The organism is Brevibacillus sp. HB2.2 (genome assembly GCF_013284275.1).
GTDB classification, from domain to species: Bacteria; Bacillota; Bacilli; order Brevibacillales; family Brevibacillaceae; genus Brevibacillus; species Brevibacillus brevis_D.
The window spans coordinates 1-18,066 of the sequence record NZ_JABSUV010000044.1 but is presented as its reverse complement, the minus strand read 5'-3'; the positions used below and the strand labels follow the sequence as shown (position 1 = coordinate 18,066).

The window sequence follows — 18,066 nt, the reverse complement described above, 5'->3', positions numbered from 1 at the left end:
CTCATCATTTATCAAGTAGGACTAAGTGGTTATGCAGACAACAGAAAGGGGCCATTTATGGACATTATTAACCAGACCAACCGAACCATGCTGTTCGAAGAGATCAACCCGGAAAAATTGGACCTGATCACCATTGTTGGAGATGTAAAAGGCATTGATAGTCTCAGCGACGACAAGATCAAGGAGATCAACGAGCATCTTCTCGTGCGCAGCTTCGATGAGTTTTTGGACAAGTTCTCCCCGAGCGTGTATTCGTTCTACAATGCAGCGAACCAAAAAGTGATGTACACCTTGAAGAAGCCTGACGGAATTGCAGAGGATGCAATTTCCGAGATCAAGATTGATCAGAGCAACGACTTCTTGAAAATGCTGTTTACCCTGATTGATACGAAGCGCAGCCAAGGGATCACCAACGTGGATTTCAAATTCGAGAATTTGCTCGATATGATTTCCCCGAAAAAAGTGATGGATGACATCCGTCAGGTGCGCAAAGAGATCCACTACTTGTACGGCCATTACGAAAAGCTCGATGATGGCGATCCGAAGAAGCTCGATCTCGGTGACAAGCTGAACACGATGTTCGAGGATGCCAGCAAAAACTACAACAACGTCATGGCGATGCTGCCGCTGGCGATTGAAGATATCAAGACACGACTGCTCTTGGGCGGCGCACAAGAGGAGAACCAATCCGAAGCGATTCAGATCGGGATGCTGACGATTGGGGAAGACGGAGAACTGAAGATCATCGAGGCACCAAAGAGTGACAGCCGCGAGCTGATGGTTCTCGATGAAAACAGCGGAAACGGACTGATGAACGTTTTCGAAGAGGATTACGAGTCGATCACTGAGACACCATCCTCCTATGTAAAAGATCTCGTGGTGCGCACCTTCTGCCCACTGCCGACGGTACATACCGAAGTCAACATTGAGACAGAAGTACAGAACTACAATACGTATCTCGAGTTCTATAAAAACGCCAAGGACGATTTCGTAAAAACGGTGAAGCCTTTGGTGGAGAAAATTTTGGGTGTGAAGATGTTCTTCGATCAGTACGTGACCAAGAACAAAGGCATGCAGCCAGCTATGCTGATCACGAATACGAAGCTCGACATGCTCGTGAAAAGCAGCAACATTCCACGTCTGGAGACCTATCTGAACACGGTCAACGCGAAAAACGACTTCACAGATACGATCTGGTTCGGAATCGTTCCATCCGTTGATATGGATTCCGCCGGAAAAGCACAAGTGACTCGCGAGCGTTTCCGTGGCAATGAAAAAGTCGTCAAGCAGGACGGCAATACGATGGAATCGCTCACCATGCTGCTCCAGGTCGTCAAGGACTTCAAGGTACAAGTGTTCTTCAGCTTCAGTACAGGTGAAGAAACCACCTTCAACAGCATGGCGACAGCGGGCATTGATAAATACATCGACAAGTGCGGAATTCTGGTGCGCAAGGAATTCAGTGAATTCGCAATCCCGTGCATTCCGAACTTCACGATTATTCCCAAAGATAAATCAGGAGTTGTCATCGACAGCAGAATGCTGCAAACCGAAGACGGCGTGAAGCTGTCCCAGGAAAAAGAAGACATCCTGAAGCTGTGGATCGAGGGTGTTTATGTTGGTGCCAGCTATGTAGCTGCTGGTATCGTGGCAGCGTATCAGTGTCCAGAATACTTGCGCGAAGCCTTCAAAGTGGTTAGCCGCGAATATCCGGGTGTGCGCTTTGACATCGAAGCAGGTGAAAATGGATTGCGTGCCGTTACCACAATGGCCAAAGAAATCTCCGGCTTCACCAACAACATCAAAGATTCCATCAACCGCAAAAACTTTGGATTCGTCTTCTCTTCGGAAAATGCACAAATTCAAGGCAAAGATATCAAGCGCATTACGGTGTACAAGGCACGCAGCCTCGCTATGGCAGAGGACGGCTTTGATTCCATCTACAAGACACTTGTCAGCACCTATATCGAGCGGATTCTCCGCTTCCAGACAGGTGATTTCAAACACGATAACATCGTGAAGTTCTTCAGTAACAATCCGAGCAGCCAAAAAAGCAAATGGCTGGGCACACGAGGCTTCGTGAACTCCATTATTCACGACGGCGATGACATGAGCTACATCATCGATGACAAGAGCAATCTGTGCCATATCGATCTGGTGTTCAACGGCAATGTGAAAAACCTGGAGGTCACCATCACCAAAGGAACGACTCCGGTCAAAGCATAGCATTGATCCCCTGGAGAGCTGTTTATGAAACTTTTTGACACATTACGCAGGTGGTTAGAGGTGTGTTTCCCAAAACGCACCCTTACACATAAGCCTCGAAGCCAATCAGGTATTTCGAGAGCAAGATCTCATTTCAAGGAGGTTTTATCCATGGGTTTTCGACTTAAAGTAGAAGGTTCTGAAACAATTGAGCTGGGCATGGACAACATTCAGACAGTAAAGTACGACACTGACACGCCAGACGATTCCAACGCGCGCTCCACAGATGTGGGTGCAACACTGAGACTGACTGGCAAAATCATCACTGCAACAGATGGTGACAGTGCGGATGACACCATGAAGCTGGCTCTCTGGTCTTTGGTACCAGCAGAAAAAGCGGATTGCTACCGCAAAGTAACACTGGAAGTAATCGCTGCTGATCAAGTGATCCGCAAAATCTACTTCCCGAACGCATTCGTAGTAGATTACAACGAGAGCTTCGGCGATACCGAGGGTGTAGGAACATTCAGCATCTTCATCAAGCAAAAGAAAGACAAAACCGAATTCACCAAAATCGAAGGCGGCTACGCTGTTTAGGTTTTGAGAGAAGTAAGGTAGGAAGAGCCGTACCTCGAAAGCCGTGTTCGAGGTACGGCTCTACAAAATAACGAAAATCATTGCCAGACAGAGGGTGCGCACATGAAAAATTATTACGAGATTCTGGGGCTAACCAAACAGGCTTCCACGAATGACATCAAAAAAGCATACCGTCAACTGGCAAAGCAGCATCATCCGGATGTCAATGCCGGGAGCATGGAGTCAGAGCGAATCTTTAAAGAAATTACCGAGGCCTATCAGACATTGCAGGACCCGGCCTTGCGCGAGGCGTACGACGCGCGTTACGAAGCTTTTCAGCAGAAGAAGCAACAGCAGACCAGTCATACCAGCAGCACAAAACAAGGACAAAGCAAACAGCAAGCGCAGTCTGCACCGGGTGTGAACTTCGAAGATTTGGGGAGCACCTTTGAACGATTTTTTGGTTTTCATCCGAAGACAGGTGAGGTTAACCCAAACACCATGAAATCCGAAAAGAAAAATCCACTGGATACGACAGATATGTTTGAACAGTTTTTTCGCATGAAGAAAAAATAAGAGGGAAAAATCGGGCTTGGATGACAGCTCTTTCATGACATAGAGGTAGTAGCAACCTGCTCCTGTCTTTGGATGGATGTCCATACATACACCATTCTCCCAAAGCTCGGAGCATTTTTCTTAAGAGGAAGTCAAAAATTCGTCTTTTGATCACGAAGTCATTCTCGAAGTTCATTCGGCATCGAAATTTACGTTCACCTTTGAAGTCCGGTGCTCATGTAGGTCCCCTACACTGCGCTCCTCCTTCTTCAGGTTCACGTAACTTTCTCGGTGCTGAAAAGACAAATTTTTGAACAAGAGCATTTTGAGGTAGTTGATTGGGGGTTAAGACGTGGCGAAGAAAAAAGGGTACCAAAAGTCCATCAGAGTGAAGCTCATAGAGCTGTTGATTTCCATTCTTGTGATTAGTGCACTCATTTATGTCTTTGGTTATACGGACAGCAACGCTCTGAAAATTTTTACAGGAATCGCCTTCGGACTCTTTTTGTTCGGGGTCATTATCGTCAGATTCGGAAGCCCCGACGAACCGGAGCCAAAGAAAGAGGATGGCGTCACCAAACTGGTTCTATTAGATGAAGAGGGAGAGAGCGTGAAGGAGTGGTTGATCCAAGGGGAGACCTCCCTTTTGATCGGCAAAAGCTCCGCGCAAAACGAGGTTGACATCGACTTGGCGGACGCGGAATACGCAGCCTTGATCAGCAAGCAGCATGCGGTTCTGAATCAAGCGTCCGGGGACTGGTTCATCGAGGATATTCATTCCAAAAACGGCACGGGCATCAAGCAGCCGAACAAACGCGACAAGAGCAAGCTAGAGATTGAACAGCCGCATAAAGTGAAGGCTGGCGACATCATTTACATAGCCAATACCCGCTTGTTGCTGAAATAACAACGGGGGGAAACATCGCTTTTACACATACATATCGTCCTTGCACGGAACGAAACGGGGGAGCAGAAGAATGAGTTTGACAAGATGCGCGAATGGTCACATGTTTAGCACCAGAAAACACGGAAGCACCTGCCCTTATTGCAGTATGGTCGTCGAGCCTGGGGCGAAACCGGACAACAAAGCACTGGCGAGAGTGGCGGACGACGATAAGACGATGCCATATCTGGGGGAAACAGAAGGGATCGAACCTGTTACCGGATGGCTGGTATGTATTGAGGGGCCACAACAAGGTCAAGATTACCGCATTATGGCGGAAAAGAACTTCATCGGTCGCGCAGAGGATATGCATATCCGAATCGTCGGAGACAACGCGATCTCTCGCCGCAATCATGCGGTGATTGTTTACGATCCGAAAAAACGCAACTTTTACTTGCTCCCAGGTGATGCGTCGGGGCTTGCCTATCATAACAATGAAGCGGTGTATACACCAGTCGAGCTTACTGCGTACGATGTGCTCCAGCTCGGAAAGAGTACCTTTATTTTCATCCCGCTGTGCGGTGTTCACTTCGAGTGGGACAACTCCAACAAAGGCAAGGAATGATGAGCATGTTTCAACAGGGCGCAATCCCGTATCTGGTCGTCCTTGGCGTGATCATTGCCATTACTCTTTTGTTTCGTCTGCGTGCAGCTTTGATCCGGGAAGAAATGAATCCCGTCATCCAGATCGGAAATGGACAGACGATCGGCAGACGAGAAGAACAGGATGATTACTTTTCGACAGCAACATCGTCTCATGGGACGATTGCGGTCTTAGCTGATGGAATCAGTGGACTAGCTAACGGCAGACTTGCTTCAACCCTTGCCGTGACTACGTTTATCCGTGAATTTACTAAGCTGGATAACCCGAAGCATATCTCCCTCTTCTTCTCCCGGGCTGCTTTTCTTGCCAATTCGGAGATTTTGCAGGCCTTAAGAGGAAGTCGGGGTGGGACAACACTGGTTGCTGGCGTAATCGTTGAGGACAAGCTGTATTGGGGAGCGGTTGGAGACAGTATCATTACCGTTTTCCGGAATGGAGAATTCATTCCGATCAATCAAAAAGACATTTATGAGTCGGTGCTGGAGGCGCGTTTTCTGTCCGGTGAGATTACGAAGGACGAGGCGTTAGAGCATCCGCAGAAAAAACAGCTAATCAACTACTTGGGCTATGATAACTTTCAAAATATCGAAATTGGTCGTGAGCCGTTTCCGCTTGAAAAGGGAGACAAGGTCATTCTCTGTAGTGACGGTGTTTACGATACGTTAACCGAGATGGAGCTGGAGCAGATTTTGTTCCAAAATATCGCTGCCCATGACGCGGCTGACCAAATTATTGAAGCGGTGGAAAGCAAGCAAAAAGCCAATCAGGACAACGCAACCATTCTCATCCTGGAAAAAGGCTGGTAACGGGGGAGCGGGTAGTACGAATGAGAAAGGACAACAGTGAATTCATTACCGGGTTTCTATCCGAATCAGGCAGCTTCGTTCGCAACAAGGATTACTTTGCCTACGCACAGCTGGATGATATCGCGTGCTGGGTAATCGCCCGTGGATTGGATAACGATCAGGAAGTAGAGAGTGCAGAGTTGGCGGCCAAAAGCGTTCTGGGCTACTTTTTGCAGAAGCCGTCCATTTCGCGTTATCGCATTCGCCGCTATTTGCAGGAGGCGCATCGTGTCCTGCAAGCTGAGAGCCATCGCGTCAGACTAAAAGCGAGCCTGACCGTAATCGTAACGGACTATGCCAGAGTGAGGTACGGGATCGCTGGTAACACCCGGATGTATCAGTTTCGCAATGGCAGACTGCAATGGCAGAGCAAGGATCAGAGTCTTGCCCAACAGATGGTGGATGGGGAGGAGATTGCAGAGGACGCGCTTGATCAGCACGAGGAGCGCCATAATCTCTTGAGTTATTTGGGGACACCCAATGAATTTCGACCGTTTGTCTCCAAGAAGCTCCCGCTCTATGACGGTGATGTCTTTCTGCTTGCTACCCCTGGTCTGTGGGAAAAGGTGAATCCGGCCGAAATGCAGGACGGGCTACAAGAGGCGAAAGATCCTGAAGCCTGGATCGATACGCTGGAGGACGTGCTTTTGAGCAAGCAGGAGCATGTCGTTCAAAACTACACGGTGGCTGCTATTTTTGCGAACAAAATTTTCAAGACAGACCCGCAAAAAAAGTGGCGGATCATCAAAAGGGTGGCACTCATCCTTCTCGTACTTGCCTTGGCTGGAGGCGGAGCTCTGCTGTTCAAGATGAAGGAAGCGGAGCGCATCGCTGATGCTGCGACAGGGATGTTCGAGCATGAAACAGCCGGAGACGCTTTCATTGCGGAGGGCGATTATCCGAAGGCACTCAAGGCATACAGCGATGCCCGAAATGCTGCAAATATCGTGAAAAACAAAATTCAGGCTACTCTCTTGGCCAAAAAGATCCGCATCACACAGTTGATCGTGGATGGAGATACGGCTGTAAAGGATGAGCAGTATACCAAAGCATTGGATAAGTACGACAAGGCGCTCAAGGAAATGAAAGGGCGCGATGATTTTAACGAATCGGAGATTTTGGAGAAAAAAGAAAAGACGCAATCGTATGTGCTCGTCATGCAGTGGAAAAAGGAAGGCGATCTCTTGTTTGAGGGGCAGGATTACGCTGGTGCGGAAGCCTATTACCAAAAGGCGCGCAAGCTGGCGTTGGAAACTTCCTTTGTAACAGGAGAAAAGGAGCTGCGTACCAAGCTGGACGAGGTAGCTTCCAAAAAGACGGGTATCGATAAGGAAAAGAAGACGCTCGACGGCGACAAGCTGGAGAAGCAAGGCGACGAGAGCTATGCAGCGCAAGACTTCGAGGGAGCGATCCAATCATATACGATGGCGCAGGAAATTTATCAGGAGATTGGTGTGCTGGAGAAGGTTTTGGCGATGGAGCGCAAGGTGACAAAAGCAGAGGAGAAGCTGAATCCTCCTGCTGCTCCGCCTTCGGCAGGTGCGCCAGCAGGTCAGCCTCCTGTGCAAGGGACGGGTGCTGGGAGTCAACCTCCGGCAGTTCAGTTGAATCAAGGGGCACCAGTTAATCAGACAGCTCCTGCAAATCAGACCGCACCGGTAAATCAAACAGCTCCGGTGAATCAGACGGCACCGACGAACCAAACAGCTCCGATCAATCAGGTAGTCCCAGTCAATCCGGTGGCTCCAACGTACCAGCTAGTTCCGGTGCCCCCAGTAGTGCCGAACAATCAAGCAGCTCCGCCAGCCGCGACAGCTCCGGCGACTCAACCAGTTCAGCCACCGCAAGCTAATCCACCAGCTACAGCCAACCCGACACAGGAGGAGGCAGCGAAAACGCCATGAAAGAGATCGTACTGGATCGTTTAAACAAAATGGAGGAGCTGGAGCAGCGCAGATTGCTCAAGCAGATCATGAACGGTGTCTTCCTCAATCTGGTCGAGTATCAGGAGGAGATGCAGAAGAAGCTGGAGGAGCGTGTTTTTTCCGAGATCGAGGACAAGGAAGATAAGCATGACATCTATGTGACCCTCTGCCACCGCGATGACTTTGACCCAATCCACGAGTATTTATACCCGATGATTCCTGGCGATGAGGAAAAGAAGGTATGTGATCGCAAAGAGTTGGCGGTCAAGCTCAGCAACCAGGAAGAAGCGGTCATGATGACGATCTTTTTAGAGTGTGAGTACGACAAGGTTCAGGAGCTGATGATGAGCAAGCGAACCTTCAAGGGTCGTCTGAACACGGCAGGCAATCACTATCCAATCGAGGTGCGCCTCCAACAAAGTCGCGTGTATATGGATGAGCTGGAAAAGCTGTACAACATGTTTCAAAAGAACGGGATGCCGTGGAAAACGGTGAATCATCCTTACGCTAGCAAGTTTTTCGATGTCATTCTGGTTGCCTGTGAGGGCACGTTTACAGAAGACGAAGAGATACTGGAAATGTCGATTACCCTCGATGAGTGGGAGCCTTACAAAAAGCTTGATGTCATCCCGTTGTGGAACATCGAGCGCTTGGCTTTAAAAAACATCGGCTTTCCCGTACCTGCCATTGACCGGGTGAACTTCGAGCATGTCCTGTCGTTACGTAAGACGGGTAGCGAGCACGGGTATTTGGTGGATGGAGATGAAGAGCTGATTCGCTATATCAAGCGGTCACCGGAGGAGCTGACGATCGTCTCGCCTCAAGAGAAATCGGGTGTTTGGAATGTATGCAAAATTACGCAGCCTGTCACGACCCGCATCGGAAGACTGGATTACGAATTGGTATCCAATCGTCGCAAAAACAGCTTCATTGGGAGCTATGCGCGGAAGCAGGCGATGACCGTACGGGCCAAAGGAGAAATTATCCGGATCGTCCATTCCTTTGAGGCCGCGGAACAGCTGGAGCTAGTGAATGTCGAGATTCGGGATAAAAACAATCGGCCTCCCGCCACATACGGTTTGAATCCGTTCATTAGCGATAATGTCCGCGTAGAAAATGACAAGAAGATCATGGCTCTCGGCTTTCGGAGACGCGGGGCGAACAGCTTTATTCTCCAAGACATGATGAGCTTCCTCGTTTCCGAGGTGCAGATGTATTTTCCGGAATACAAGTGTGAAGGAGAATGGGCTTGAATTACATCTGGGATTTGGTTATTCGTGCAAAACGCGCCGGGATCGCCAATAAAGACATCCAGTTCAAAGCGGCCAAAGTGTATTCGCCCTACATGGAGCTGAGTCATGAGGCCATCAACGCCAAAGCGGTGGAAAAAACGGTAGAGGTGAATCCGTACTATCGCTTCGACGATATTTTCCGTGACCTTTTTGACGCCAATTACTCCGACGATGCAGAGCTTCGGCATACCTTGTTTGATATCATCATCCATCTGCTGGCCGAGATCGATCTGTCGCAAGGGATGAACAAGCGTGAATACCACATTCGTTTTGTTTTGCGCGACTTGGAAGCGGGGCTATTCGGTAGTCGGGTACAGGAAAATATTCGACTTTTTACCAAAGAGGAGCGAGAGATTATCGCGGGCAATATTTTGCGCTTGTATGAGACCGGCGAAGCGGTGTACCTGCTCAAGGATACGATGCGAAAAATATTCTCTCACTCTACCATTTACGCGAATTGCGAAGAAAAAGATGAGCTGCTGATTTACGTCGGGCAGTCGGAGAGTGAAACCGCACAAGCCAAGCTCGCTTTAATCAAGGATATTTTTCTACCGGTTCGGTTCCATACAGAGATTTATTGGCGAAACCATTTTGGCATTTTGGATGTCGAGGAAACGATGCAAATCGACAATGTTGCACTTTACTAGAGGTTTTTGAACGATTGACCCCAACAAAAGGTCGGGAGAGAGGAGAGTTGGGATGTCTACCTATTCATATAAGCTTCATCTCCAAAAGGGCAGCAGCGGGGATGGAAATCAACGCAATCATCCAGGCGAAGCGACCTATACACGGGACGAGCTGATGGAGATGACGACCTTTCAGCTCCGCAATATTTGTTACAAGGAGAAGCTGGTCGGCTCTGTCGTGAACAATCTCGATCGGGAGGGACTGCTGCATACGATTCTGCGTTTCCGCGGTGCAGAAGAAAACCTCCTGATTGAAAGTACTGTACCAGGTGGTGTTGAACGCCTCGAAGCCGTACTCCACAAATATTTAAACACACCGATGCCAGGTGTAGATGTGATCAAAATTCCAGCGAAGATGTGCTTGTACATGGGTCTTGCCATTGGCAGGCTGGACAACTATCACGTCGAGTCCTCCAAAGGCTTGTCCGAATCCAATGTGCTTTTGGTGAATGACCATATGGAGCTATGCGGTATTCTGCATCTGCGTAAGGAAAAAGATGATAGGAGAGCCGGGCATTTTACGCTGCACGCTTGCCAAGATGCTCAACTGAGAAAAACGGTCAATCAAAACTACAGCCTGCTCTTTTTCCGCAAGCAGGATTCGGAGTATTTGTACAAGGCGTATCATCAGGACCATCCGTTACCGCCTGTCAATCTCCACTACTACAAAGTACCTGTGACTGACCTCGAGATCAGGGAATTGGAAGAAACAGATGCCATTCTCGCGATTGATTTTGGTACCTCCTCGACGACAGCGGGTGCTTTTCTCGACCATCAATATGTCAGCTCCCCTTCCAGCAACGACTTGTTGAATGGACGTATACGCTTGAATGCGATCAATTACGTCTCCTTCCCTGATACGACGCAAAAAAACGAGGAATGGATCGAGGTGCTGCCGACGGCTGTCAGCGTGGCGGATTGCTCCTCCCCGCATGACGTTCGCTTTCACATCGGCTATGAAGCACTTCGGCACATGAAAAAGAATGGATACAGCACGAACGCGACCGTGTTTCAAGGCATTAAGCGCTGGGTGAACAGCTATCACAAGATCGAAGAGGTCATGGACAGCCAAGGAAATACCGCGACTGTGAAACGAAGCGACATCCTGCGCCAGTACCTTCTTCACGTCATACAAATGGCCGAGCACCAATTCAAATGCCGCTTTCGTCATCTGCATATCACAAGTCCGGTCAAACTGAAAACGCAGTTTCTTGAGATGTTCACCGAGATTTTGCCGGAGTATCGGATTGAATCAGAGCACGCTCTCGATGAAGGAATGGCCGTCCTGTTTAACACGATTGCCGATCAAATTGACAAAAACAGCTTTATGGACGGGGAGACCTATCAAGCGCTCGTCATCGATTGCGGCGGAGGCACGACGGATCTGTCATCCTGCCATTTCCGGATTGAGGACGGACATATCTCCTATCGCATCGATATCGATACGACCTATGAAAACGGCGACACCAATTTTGGCGGCAACAACATTACGTATCGCATCATGCAATTTATGAAAATCGTCTTCGCCGACTATTACGGAAAAGGGCGGCAAGTGACCGACATCGACCAAATCATCGACATCCCTGGATCGGAAATATTCCGGTACGTGGATGAATACGGCGTCGACTCCATCTATGAACGCTTCGAGGCGAGATATCGGGAAGCTGAGGCGATTTTACCGACTCGCTACAAGGAGTACGAGAACAAGAGCAGGGACGAGTATCAGCGTGTCCGCAACAATTTTCACTTTTTGTGGGACCTCGCTGACCATATGAAAAAAGAGTTTTTCCGTCAGACCGGCATTCTGCGCAATCGCTTCACATCCGATACAGAAAATCGCCAAGAGCCCGATCTAAAGCTGACGGCAGTCGAGCGATGGGTGTTGTCGATACGGGAGGATGGTCGCTTCCGGGACGTGTTTGATTTTCCTGATGTCGTTTTCAACGCCAAAGAGATCAATCACCTGATTAAGGCCGATATTTACGAGATTTTGCGCGTCTTCTTGGACGATTTTTACCAACAGGGAAGGCTGGCTGACTTCTCGATCATCAAGCTGACTGGGCAGTCGTGCCGGATTGATGTTTTCCGTGAAGCGCTCAAAGAGTTTGTCCCTGGACGCAGCATCGAGTTCCGGCAAAAGTCGGAGGATGCGGGCAAGGTGCCAGACCTGAAGCTGTCTTGCTTGCGTGGAGCACTGCGCTATCAAAGTGCTAAAAAGGCAGGTTTCATCGAAGCGCAGATTACGAATCATGCACCGATCGTCCCGTATTCCGTGACCGCCTTCACGCATAACAAGCAAGAGAGAGTGCTCATTCACAGTCAGGAAAAGCTGAGTCTCGTGCATGGCTCTATCTCGCGTCCCTACGGCGTGAGCGAGGTTGAATTTTATCTCAAGGAAAATGACGGCCAGCTGCGCCAGCGGTACTTGTACATGGATGAACCCGCTCAATACAAAACCGTATTGTATGAGGACATTGCGAGCAAGTACGGTACTCATATCCCGCAGGATGAGACTGACTCGATTCAAAATGGGGAGTCGAAATACTTCGTTTTTGCGAGCGGCAGTGAGTGGGGATTCCATGTCGTGCCAGTAGCTCGTCTGAATGAACAGCTCGCTTTGGGGAAAAAGGTTTTCTTTGCTTTTGAGAGTGACTTGTCCGAGCTTGATTTCTTTGACGGGATGAAATGAGCAAATAACCAGGCAGCTTAAATGAACAGGAAGGGGGAACAGCGGTGTTTTCCCATCTCTATCCCAATTTTCATAAAGGTCGAATTCTCAAGCGGGAGATGCTTGAGAATCTGCGTGATTACCCGCGACATTTTGTCGATTTATACTTTCAAGATTATACAGACGGCATTATTTCCGGGATGGATGTAACGATTGGCGAAGGGCACCTCACTGTCGGTAGAGGGATCGTCAAGCATCAAGGACGGATTTACTTGTTTGAACGCGAAGAGCGCATCCCTTATGAGGCCACAGGTATGGAGACCGTGCTCAAGATTCGCTTTCAGGAAGAGACTTCGCTGACCGACTATTACGTTTACGAGACGTCGTATGCTCTCGATACGGAGCTAGAGTCACGCCCTGATGAAAGGGAGTTGGGGCGCTTCAAGCTCAAGCAAGGAGCAAGGCTTCGCGGGGATTATCAGGACTTAGCCGATATGGCGACCGAATTCAACACGTGGAATATCGTTCATGTCGAACATGCCGGGAGAAACGAGCCAACGCTTGCTCCCTACATCCTGCGGTATTTTGCGAATGAAATGCTAAAAACGGTCACCAATCACCCGTATGATCTCGCCTTTGCCATGCAGTGCTTGAATGCGGACAGAGTAGAGCGGGGGCTCGTTCTTCATTATATAGGCAACAGAATGGGAACGGGTTACCGCGAGTATACGAACCTGCAGATCCTCAAATACCTCGCACGCATCTTGGATGACGCCAAGAGCGGCGGAAGGTCCTCAAAAACAGAGTGGAAAACAGGCGGGCGTCAGCGAGTTATTGTTGATTAACGAAAGGATGGTGAATGGAAATGGCGCGCATGGATGAAAGCATTATCGGCATGTTAAATGAGCTTTCCGATGAGGATGCACAGCCAGCAGCAATACGTTTTGGTCCCAAGGGAAAAAATCGACTGGATGTGGTGAACAAATCATTTATTACAGTCGGTGAAGAGAAAATTCCCATGGAGGACAAGCGCGTCCTCGACGATCTCGTACAGATTCGAATCCCGAAGACATTTTCCATCATGAGTCCAGAAGTAGCAGCTCTGAAGTATCCATCGGAACGTAGGCCTTCCCTGATTTTTACGAACGAAACAGCTTCAATTAACCTGGCTTTTACCTATACCGAGAGCAAGCTGACGGATTCTCCTGCGCAGCTAAAAGCCTTCATGGATGTCATGAAGCAGGTTTTGCGGAGAACACAGCCGCTCGCTCGTTGGCAGGAGGAAGGAATACGTGAGATTGCCGGGACCAGCGTCGGATTTTTCGAATTTGTTGCACCAGCATTGGATACAGACATTTACAACCTGATCAGCTTTGTCTCGCTACAGGGACGCGCTCTTCTCTGCACGTTCAATTGCACGGAGCAGGAGCTGTCAGATTGGAAGCCAGTAGGCTGGGGAATCATGGATTCCTTGTCGCTCGTATCCACCAATTCGGATGAAAATGGGAAGGGAGAAGGGAAAATATGAGTCTTCCTGTCATTGCCTACAACAATTTGCAAATCTCTCCTTATCAATTGACGCATCTGGTAGAACTGACGATTACGAAAAAGATTAATGAGCACGCTCGCCTGACATTTACGGGGATCGTACCAGAAGAATTGAAGGACAGCTATGTAGAAATGACAGAAGCACAGACCCCGATCGAAATCAGTCAGGTAGATAACGACGGCAACACCACGCCGCTTTTTGCGGGGATCGTTCTGGAGATAGGCATCAAGGCCGTACGAGACGTGTATTATTTGTACGTCGAAGCTGTCTCGCCTACGTACAATCTCGACGTGAAACGCAAGAGCCGTTCGTTTCAAAACAAAGCCATGACCTACGGTGCCCTTTTGAAGACAATCGCAGGAGAATACCCAGGCATGGACATTATGGACATGGCCTCTAATGGTGGGAAGCTGGGCTCCTTTACCATGCAGTATCAGGAGACGGATTGGCAATTTCTCAAGCGGCTTGCTTCGCGTTTTCAGACTGGACTAATGCCAGCATCCGTTTTTGAAAAGCCGAAGTTCAGCTTCGGTGTGCCAGAGGGTGCTTCTAAGGGTAAGCTCGACGATTTTCACTACCGGGTGCGCAAAAATTTGAATGAATTCCGCCATTCCTCGGAAAACGGGGTAAAGGGCGTGGATGAAAATGACTACATCTTTTACGAGGTAGAGACGGATCGCGTGCTCGATTTGGGCAACGGTGTGGATTTCAAAGGGAAGAGTCTGTATGTGTATGAAGCCCATACCGAGATGAAGAAAGGCTTGCTCAAGCACAAGTATTTGCTCGCGTCCAAAAAAGGAATGAGCCAAAAGCCGCTCCACAATTCGCTCATCGTAGGGGCATCGGTGCAGGGGAAAGTCATTGAGGTCTCAAAAGACAACGTCAAAATCCACCTCGATATCGATGAGAGCCAGAGCAAGAGCGAGGCGCACTGGTTCCCGTACTCTTCCGTTTATACGGCCGAAGGAAACAGCGGTTGGTATTGCATGCCGGAGCTCGATGACTACGTCCGCGTCTATTTTCCGAGCAACAAGGAAAGTGACGGGATTGCGATCAGCTCTGTCCGGAAAAATTCAGACGAGGGCGAAACGAACAAGCTCGGGAATCCCGATATCAAATACTTCCGCACAGCCAACGGAAAAGAACTGATGTTCAGCCCGTCGGAGGTATTGCTTAGCGCAAAGGACGGGGAAATCCTCATTCGAATGACCGACGCGGACGGCATCCAGATTTTTAGCAAAAAAAATATCAAGGTTGTCTCCGAAAAGGATATTTTGATGGACTCTGCCACGAAGGTGATTATCTCGGCGAAAGAGGAGATTAGTCTCACCTGCAAAGAGAGCAACATCAAGATGGACGGAAATACAAGCATCGTCGGGCAGGAGCTCAAAACCAATTGACACACATGGTTGCCACGCGGGTAACCGTGTGTTTGGTGTATGCAAAAACGGTGAGAAGAAGGGGGGATTGGCATGGAGAGAGAGGAAGCCTTGCAGCATTTCAAGGAGCACGAGGTGCCGAAGAGAACCATTGCCAGCCTGCATGCCTTGGATGCTTACTATCAGGCGAATAAAGAGAGGCTCGCAAAAGAATTTCTTCATTCATTTGAAGCCATATGCCGACGCGTGGTTGATAAGCAGGAGCAAGGGACAAAGGGCAAACTGGCGCACTTGACCTATTCCATGCTGCGGACGGAGCTTCTTCTTGGAAGCAGTCATTATTTGCTGGAAGCTACGGACAGCAGTTGGTTTTTCGATCCGGTAGAGTGTCAAACCAGCTATGATGCGAGCTGGGCTTTCCGCTTTTTGGATCGGCTCGCAGACGAATGGAACGAGGCTGCCAGAGCGTATGCCGGACACGTAAGACTTCCCGATATCGAACGGATCAAGCTCGTGGAGGCAGAGAAGTTTCATCAATATGTCGTTCACCTGATCCGTTATGCCATGGTGCAGGCTGTTCAGCTGGAAGTTTTTCAACAGGTGGACAAGGAGCCGGAGCTGGAGGTGCGTGTCGGAGAATATCTGGATCAAAGCGAGATCGTGTATTGTCTGGACACTCGCCACAAAGATTCAGGGATGATCCGTGCTTGGCTGGAAGAAAAGCAAGAGCTGGAATACGGCTACAAGGTTTTGGCTGGCCTCGATCTGGGGCAAGGGCAATTCGATGGTCTTGATCTTCGTTATTCGGACCTCTCTGACAGTCAGCTAACGAAAGCAAGCCTTCGCGAAAGTGTTTTGGTCGGGACGAGATGGCATCGTGCCCAGCTAAAAGCGGTTGATTTCGGAGACAGTCTCATTCATGGAGCGGATTTTACCGGAGCGAATCTGCTAGGCGCTAGCTTTCGTGAAGCATCCGGGCCAAGGGGTTTGTTGGAACCAGATGCGTGGGAGACGCCCGGCTTTGATGGTGTCTTGTTCGTCGGGGCGGACATGACCGGGACTGATTTTACTGGAGCCGATCTGCGCGGAGCAGACTTTACAGATGCGATTTTGACCGGAGCGAATTTTAGCGGCGCGCTTCTGGAGAGAGCCGTATTCTCGGAGGAGGCAAGGGATTCTATTCTGTTGGATGAGCTTCAGGAGCGACATGTCATTTGGCGAGAGGGGAGTAAAGTATGAATTATTTCATCTTGTCACAAGACGAGCGAATCGCGAGTGCAGTAGAGCCAACGGGCGTTTTTGACGTCATCCGGCAGGAGTGGCTCACCACAGAATATCAGGACGAGTTGGACGAGGCCGTCATCCAGTTCGACATCAAGCAAAAGAAAGAAAATGACTATCTGGATTTTCTCGACAGACCGATCCCGCTCTATTCCAACCGCTTAAAGACAATCATCCACAAGTTCGCACCGAAGCTGTTTGTCAAATCCGTCGTGCTGGTAGACAGGGAGCGGATCAAGCAGGATTTGTACTGGCTGATGATCCTGCCGCGCGTGAACTGCCTGTCCGAGCAAAGCGAGTTTCACAGGGACGGCTCACTCAAAAGGCTGGTTCTCGATCCAGACAAGATTGGACGCCATACGATCTTTCAAATCGAAGGGATTCGCGAACCGTATATCCTCATCGATTTGCGGCTGGCGGAAGCTTTGCTGCGGAGGGACTTTTTCGGTATCCGCTTGAAAAAAGCAGAGCAAGCAGGGAGGAGAATGAGTCATGCCCATGATTGAAGATGTCGATGTTGTACCGTCGTCGGCTCCGAAGAAAAGCTACGTCGTGGCAGGAGCAATTCTCACGTGCGACTACGGGAGCCAGAAGAACAAGCTGAAAACGCCGTTCAGTCATGGCGTGTACATTCGCAATCAGGCACAGATGAACGTGAATGACTATATGCCGCAAGTGAACATCATGCCGTTCGGCAAATGCAAATGCGAGAAAAATCCAACTGTTGCAGCTGCAACTGCTGCCAACAACGGCGTACTCAAGCCGATGCCATGCATTCCAGTAGTCACCATGCCCTGGATCGATGGCAAGGCAGATGTACTCGTCGAAAATCATCCCGCCCTGTTAAACACCAGCACGAACATGTGCATATATGGAGGCTGCATTCGCATCGAAGACGACGGACAGGAGCAATAGTGAGGGGGATTGTATGAATACGACAGAGAAGCTGGCTGGATACGAGAATATTCAGTTGGTCTCACCCTTTGAAATCCAAAGCCTACAAGATGTCAGAATCGTGAAGAAAGTCAATGAGCACGCCAGACTGTTCGTCACCGGTATCATCCCGGAGGAAAAAAGCGACCGCTACATTGAGATGGCGACGAGTGAGGATACAGTCGCGCTGAATTTGGTGGAAAACGGTTCGCTTACAAAGACGCTGTTTAAAGGACTCGTGGATTCCGTCAGTGTCAATTTTGTTCACGGCGTGTATCATTTGGAGCTGGAAGCGGTCTCGCACACACAGCGAATGGACGGACAGCGCAAGATGCGCTCTTTTCAGCATAAACAAATGACGTATGCCAGTCTGCTGGATGAAATCACAAAGGACTATCCTGGCTCGGATTATTTGGATCATGCTTCGAACGGAGCACCGCTTGGGACCATTGCCATCCAGTATCAGGAGACAGATTGGGAGTTTTTAAAGCGACTGGCCTCCCGCTTCGGCTCTATTCTCGTCGCCGAGGCTGTCGCGGATAAGCCAAAGTTCTGGTTTGGCTTACCCGAGGGACGTACTGCTCAACTGACAGACGCGAGCTACACCATCAGCAAAAGGCTGTCG

The 18,066-nt window shown here is 49.4% G+C and carries 17 protein-coding genes; all 17 read left to right on the top strand.

The genetic code is table 11. The features are described from left to right. The first annotated feature begins 57 nt into the window (after positions 1 to 57). On the top strand, positions 58 to 2,226 hold the full coding sequence (locus tag HP401_RS34110) for a transcriptional regulator (protein WP_173606932.1): 2,169 nt from the start codon (positions 58 to 60) through the stop codon (positions 2,224 to 2,226). Positions 2,227 to 2,376: 150 nt separating this feature from the next. Then, a complete protein-coding gene (locus HP401_RS34105) occupies positions 2,377 to 2,802 on the top strand; it encodes a hypothetical protein (protein ID WP_015892720.1) in 426 nt (141 codons plus the stop codon). A gap of 102 nt (positions 2,803 to 2,904) precedes the next feature. Continuing rightward, complete coding sequence (locus HP401_RS34100; RefSeq protein WP_015892719.1) at positions 2,905 to 3,357, top strand: J domain-containing protein; 453 nt, start codon at positions 2,905 to 2,907, stop codon at positions 3,355 to 3,357. A gap of 331 nt (positions 3,358 to 3,688) precedes the next feature. After that, on the top strand, positions 3,689 to 4,243 hold the full coding sequence (locus tag HP401_RS34095) for an FHA domain-containing protein (RefSeq protein WP_064202727.1): 555 nt from the start codon (positions 3,689 to 3,691) through the stop codon (positions 4,241 to 4,243). A 70-nt stretch (positions 4,244 to 4,313) separates the two neighbouring features. Beyond that, a complete protein-coding gene (locus HP401_RS34090) occupies positions 4,314 to 4,844 on the top strand; it encodes an FHA domain-containing protein (protein WP_015892717.1) in 531 nt (176 codons plus the stop codon). A gap of 5 nt (positions 4,845 to 4,849) precedes the next feature. Further along, the gene (locus tag HP401_RS34085; RefSeq protein ID WP_015892716.1) at positions 4,850 to 5,689 is read left to right on the top strand and encodes a PP2C family protein-serine/threonine phosphatase; all 840 of its coding nucleotides are present in this window, start codon (positions 4,850 to 4,852) and stop codon (positions 5,687 to 5,689) included. 20 nt (positions 5,690 to 5,709) lie between these two features. Continuing rightward, complete coding sequence (locus HP401_RS34080) at positions 5,710 to 7,632, top strand: PP2C family protein-serine/threonine phosphatase (protein WP_173606931.1); 1,923 nt, start codon at positions 5,710 to 5,712, stop codon at positions 7,630 to 7,632. Continuing rightward, complete coding sequence (locus HP401_RS34075; RefSeq protein ID WP_016743186.1) at positions 7,629 to 8,906, top strand: hypothetical protein; 1,278 nt, start codon at positions 7,629 to 7,631, stop codon at positions 8,904 to 8,906. The genes HP401_RS34080 and HP401_RS34075 overlap by 4 nt, the downstream gene beginning before the upstream one ends. Further along, a complete protein-coding gene (locus tag HP401_RS34070; protein ID WP_173606930.1) occupies positions 8,897 to 9,592 on the top strand; it encodes an iron-dependent peroxidase in 696 nt (231 codons plus the stop codon). The genes HP401_RS34075 and HP401_RS34070 overlap by 10 nt, the downstream gene beginning before the upstream one ends. 52 nt (positions 9,593 to 9,644) lie before the next feature. Beyond that, positions 9,645 to 12,320, top strand: coding sequence for an acetate and sugar kinases/Hsc70/actin family protein (locus tag HP401_RS34065; RefSeq protein ID WP_173606929.1), 2,676 nt, complete (start codon positions 9,645 to 9,647; stop codon positions 12,318 to 12,320). Between the two features lie 44 nt (positions 12,321 to 12,364). Then, complete coding sequence (locus HP401_RS34060; RefSeq protein ID WP_173606928.1) at positions 12,365 to 13,144, top strand: DNA and RNA helicase; 780 nt, start codon at positions 12,365 to 12,367, stop codon at positions 13,142 to 13,144. Positions 13,145 to 13,164: 20 nt separating this feature from the next. Continuing rightward, positions 13,165 to 13,827: a hypothetical protein gene (locus HP401_RS34055; protein ID WP_254457175.1), complete on the top strand. Its 663-nt coding sequence runs from the start codon at positions 13,165 to 13,167 to the stop codon at positions 13,825 to 13,827. Further along, positions 13,824 to 15,248: a contractile injection system protein, VgrG/Pvc8 family gene (locus HP401_RS34050; RefSeq protein WP_173606926.1), complete on the top strand. Its 1,425-nt coding sequence runs from the start codon at positions 13,824 to 13,826 to the stop codon at positions 15,246 to 15,248. The genes HP401_RS34055 and HP401_RS34050 overlap by 4 nt, the downstream gene beginning before the upstream one ends. A gap of 72 nt (positions 15,249 to 15,320) precedes the next feature. Next, positions 15,321 to 16,466, top strand: a complete 1,146-nt coding sequence (locus HP401_RS34045; RefSeq protein WP_173606925.1) for a pentapeptide repeat-containing protein — start codon at positions 15,321 to 15,323, stop codon at positions 16,464 to 16,466. After that, a complete protein-coding gene (locus tag HP401_RS34040; protein ID WP_173606924.1) occupies positions 16,463 to 17,014 on the top strand; it encodes an imm11 family protein in 552 nt (183 codons plus the stop codon). Before HP401_RS34045 ends, HP401_RS34040 begins: the two co-directional genes overlap by 4 nt. Beyond that, the gene (locus HP401_RS34035) at positions 17,001 to 17,423 is read left to right on the top strand and encodes a DUF4280 domain-containing protein (protein ID WP_015892706.1); all 423 of its coding nucleotides are present in this window, start codon (positions 17,001 to 17,003) and stop codon (positions 17,421 to 17,423) included. Before HP401_RS34040 ends, HP401_RS34035 begins: the two co-directional genes overlap by 14 nt. A gap of 13 nt (positions 17,424 to 17,436) precedes the next feature. After that, positions 17,437 to 18,066 (top strand): contractile injection system protein, VgrG/Pvc8 family (locus HP401_RS34030; RefSeq protein WP_254457174.1); only part of this gene is annotated, 630 nt, incomplete at its 3' end.

Excerpts from the sequence above, each read along its gene's own strand:
- HP401_RS34100 (WP_015892719.1), top strand. The coding sequence starts at position 2,905 with ATGAAAAATTATTACGAGATTCTGGGGCTAACCAAACAGGCTTCCACG.
- HP401_RS34065 (WP_173606929.1), top strand. The coding sequence starts at position 9,645 with ATGTCTACCTATTCATATAAGCTTCATCTCCAAAAGGGCAGCAGCGGG.
- HP401_RS34045 (WP_173606925.1), top strand. The coding sequence starts at position 15,321 with ATGGAGAGAGAGGAAGCCTTGCAGCATTTCAAGGAGCACGAGGTGCCG.
- HP401_RS34070 (WP_173606930.1), top strand. The coding sequence starts at position 8,897 with ATGGGCTTGAATTACATCTGGGATTTGGTTATTCGTGCAAAACGCGCC.
- HP401_RS34105 (WP_015892720.1), top strand. The coding sequence starts at position 2,377 with ATGGGTTTTCGACTTAAAGTAGAAGGTTCTGAAACAATTGAGCTGGGC.
- HP401_RS34075 (WP_016743186.1), top strand. The coding sequence starts at position 7,629 with ATGAAAGAGATCGTACTGGATCGTTTAAACAAAATGGAGGAGCTGGAG.
- HP401_RS34090 (WP_015892717.1), top strand. The coding sequence starts at position 4,314 with ATGAGTTTGACAAGATGCGCGAATGGTCACATGTTTAGCACCAGAAAA.
- HP401_RS34040 (WP_173606924.1), top strand. The coding sequence starts at position 16,463 with ATGAATTATTTCATCTTGTCACAAGACGAGCGAATCGCGAGTGCAGTA.
- HP401_RS34035 (WP_015892706.1), top strand. The coding sequence starts at position 17,001 with ATGCCCATGATTGAAGATGTCGATGTTGTACCGTCGTCGGCTCCGAAG.
- HP401_RS34110 (WP_173606932.1), top strand. The coding sequence starts at position 58 with ATGGACATTATTAACCAGACCAACCGAACCATGCTGTTCGAAGAGATC.
- HP401_RS34080 (WP_173606931.1), top strand. The coding sequence starts at position 5,710 with ATGAGAAAGGACAACAGTGAATTCATTACCGGGTTTCTATCCGAATCA.
- HP401_RS34050 (WP_173606926.1), top strand. The coding sequence starts at position 13,824 with ATGAGTCTTCCTGTCATTGCCTACAACAATTTGCAAATCTCTCCTTAT.
- HP401_RS34085 (WP_015892716.1), top strand. The coding sequence starts at position 4,850 with ATGTTTCAACAGGGCGCAATCCCGTATCTGGTCGTCCTTGGCGTGATC.
- HP401_RS34055 (WP_254457175.1), top strand. The coding sequence starts at position 13,165 with ATGGCGCGCATGGATGAAAGCATTATCGGCATGTTAAATGAGCTTTCC.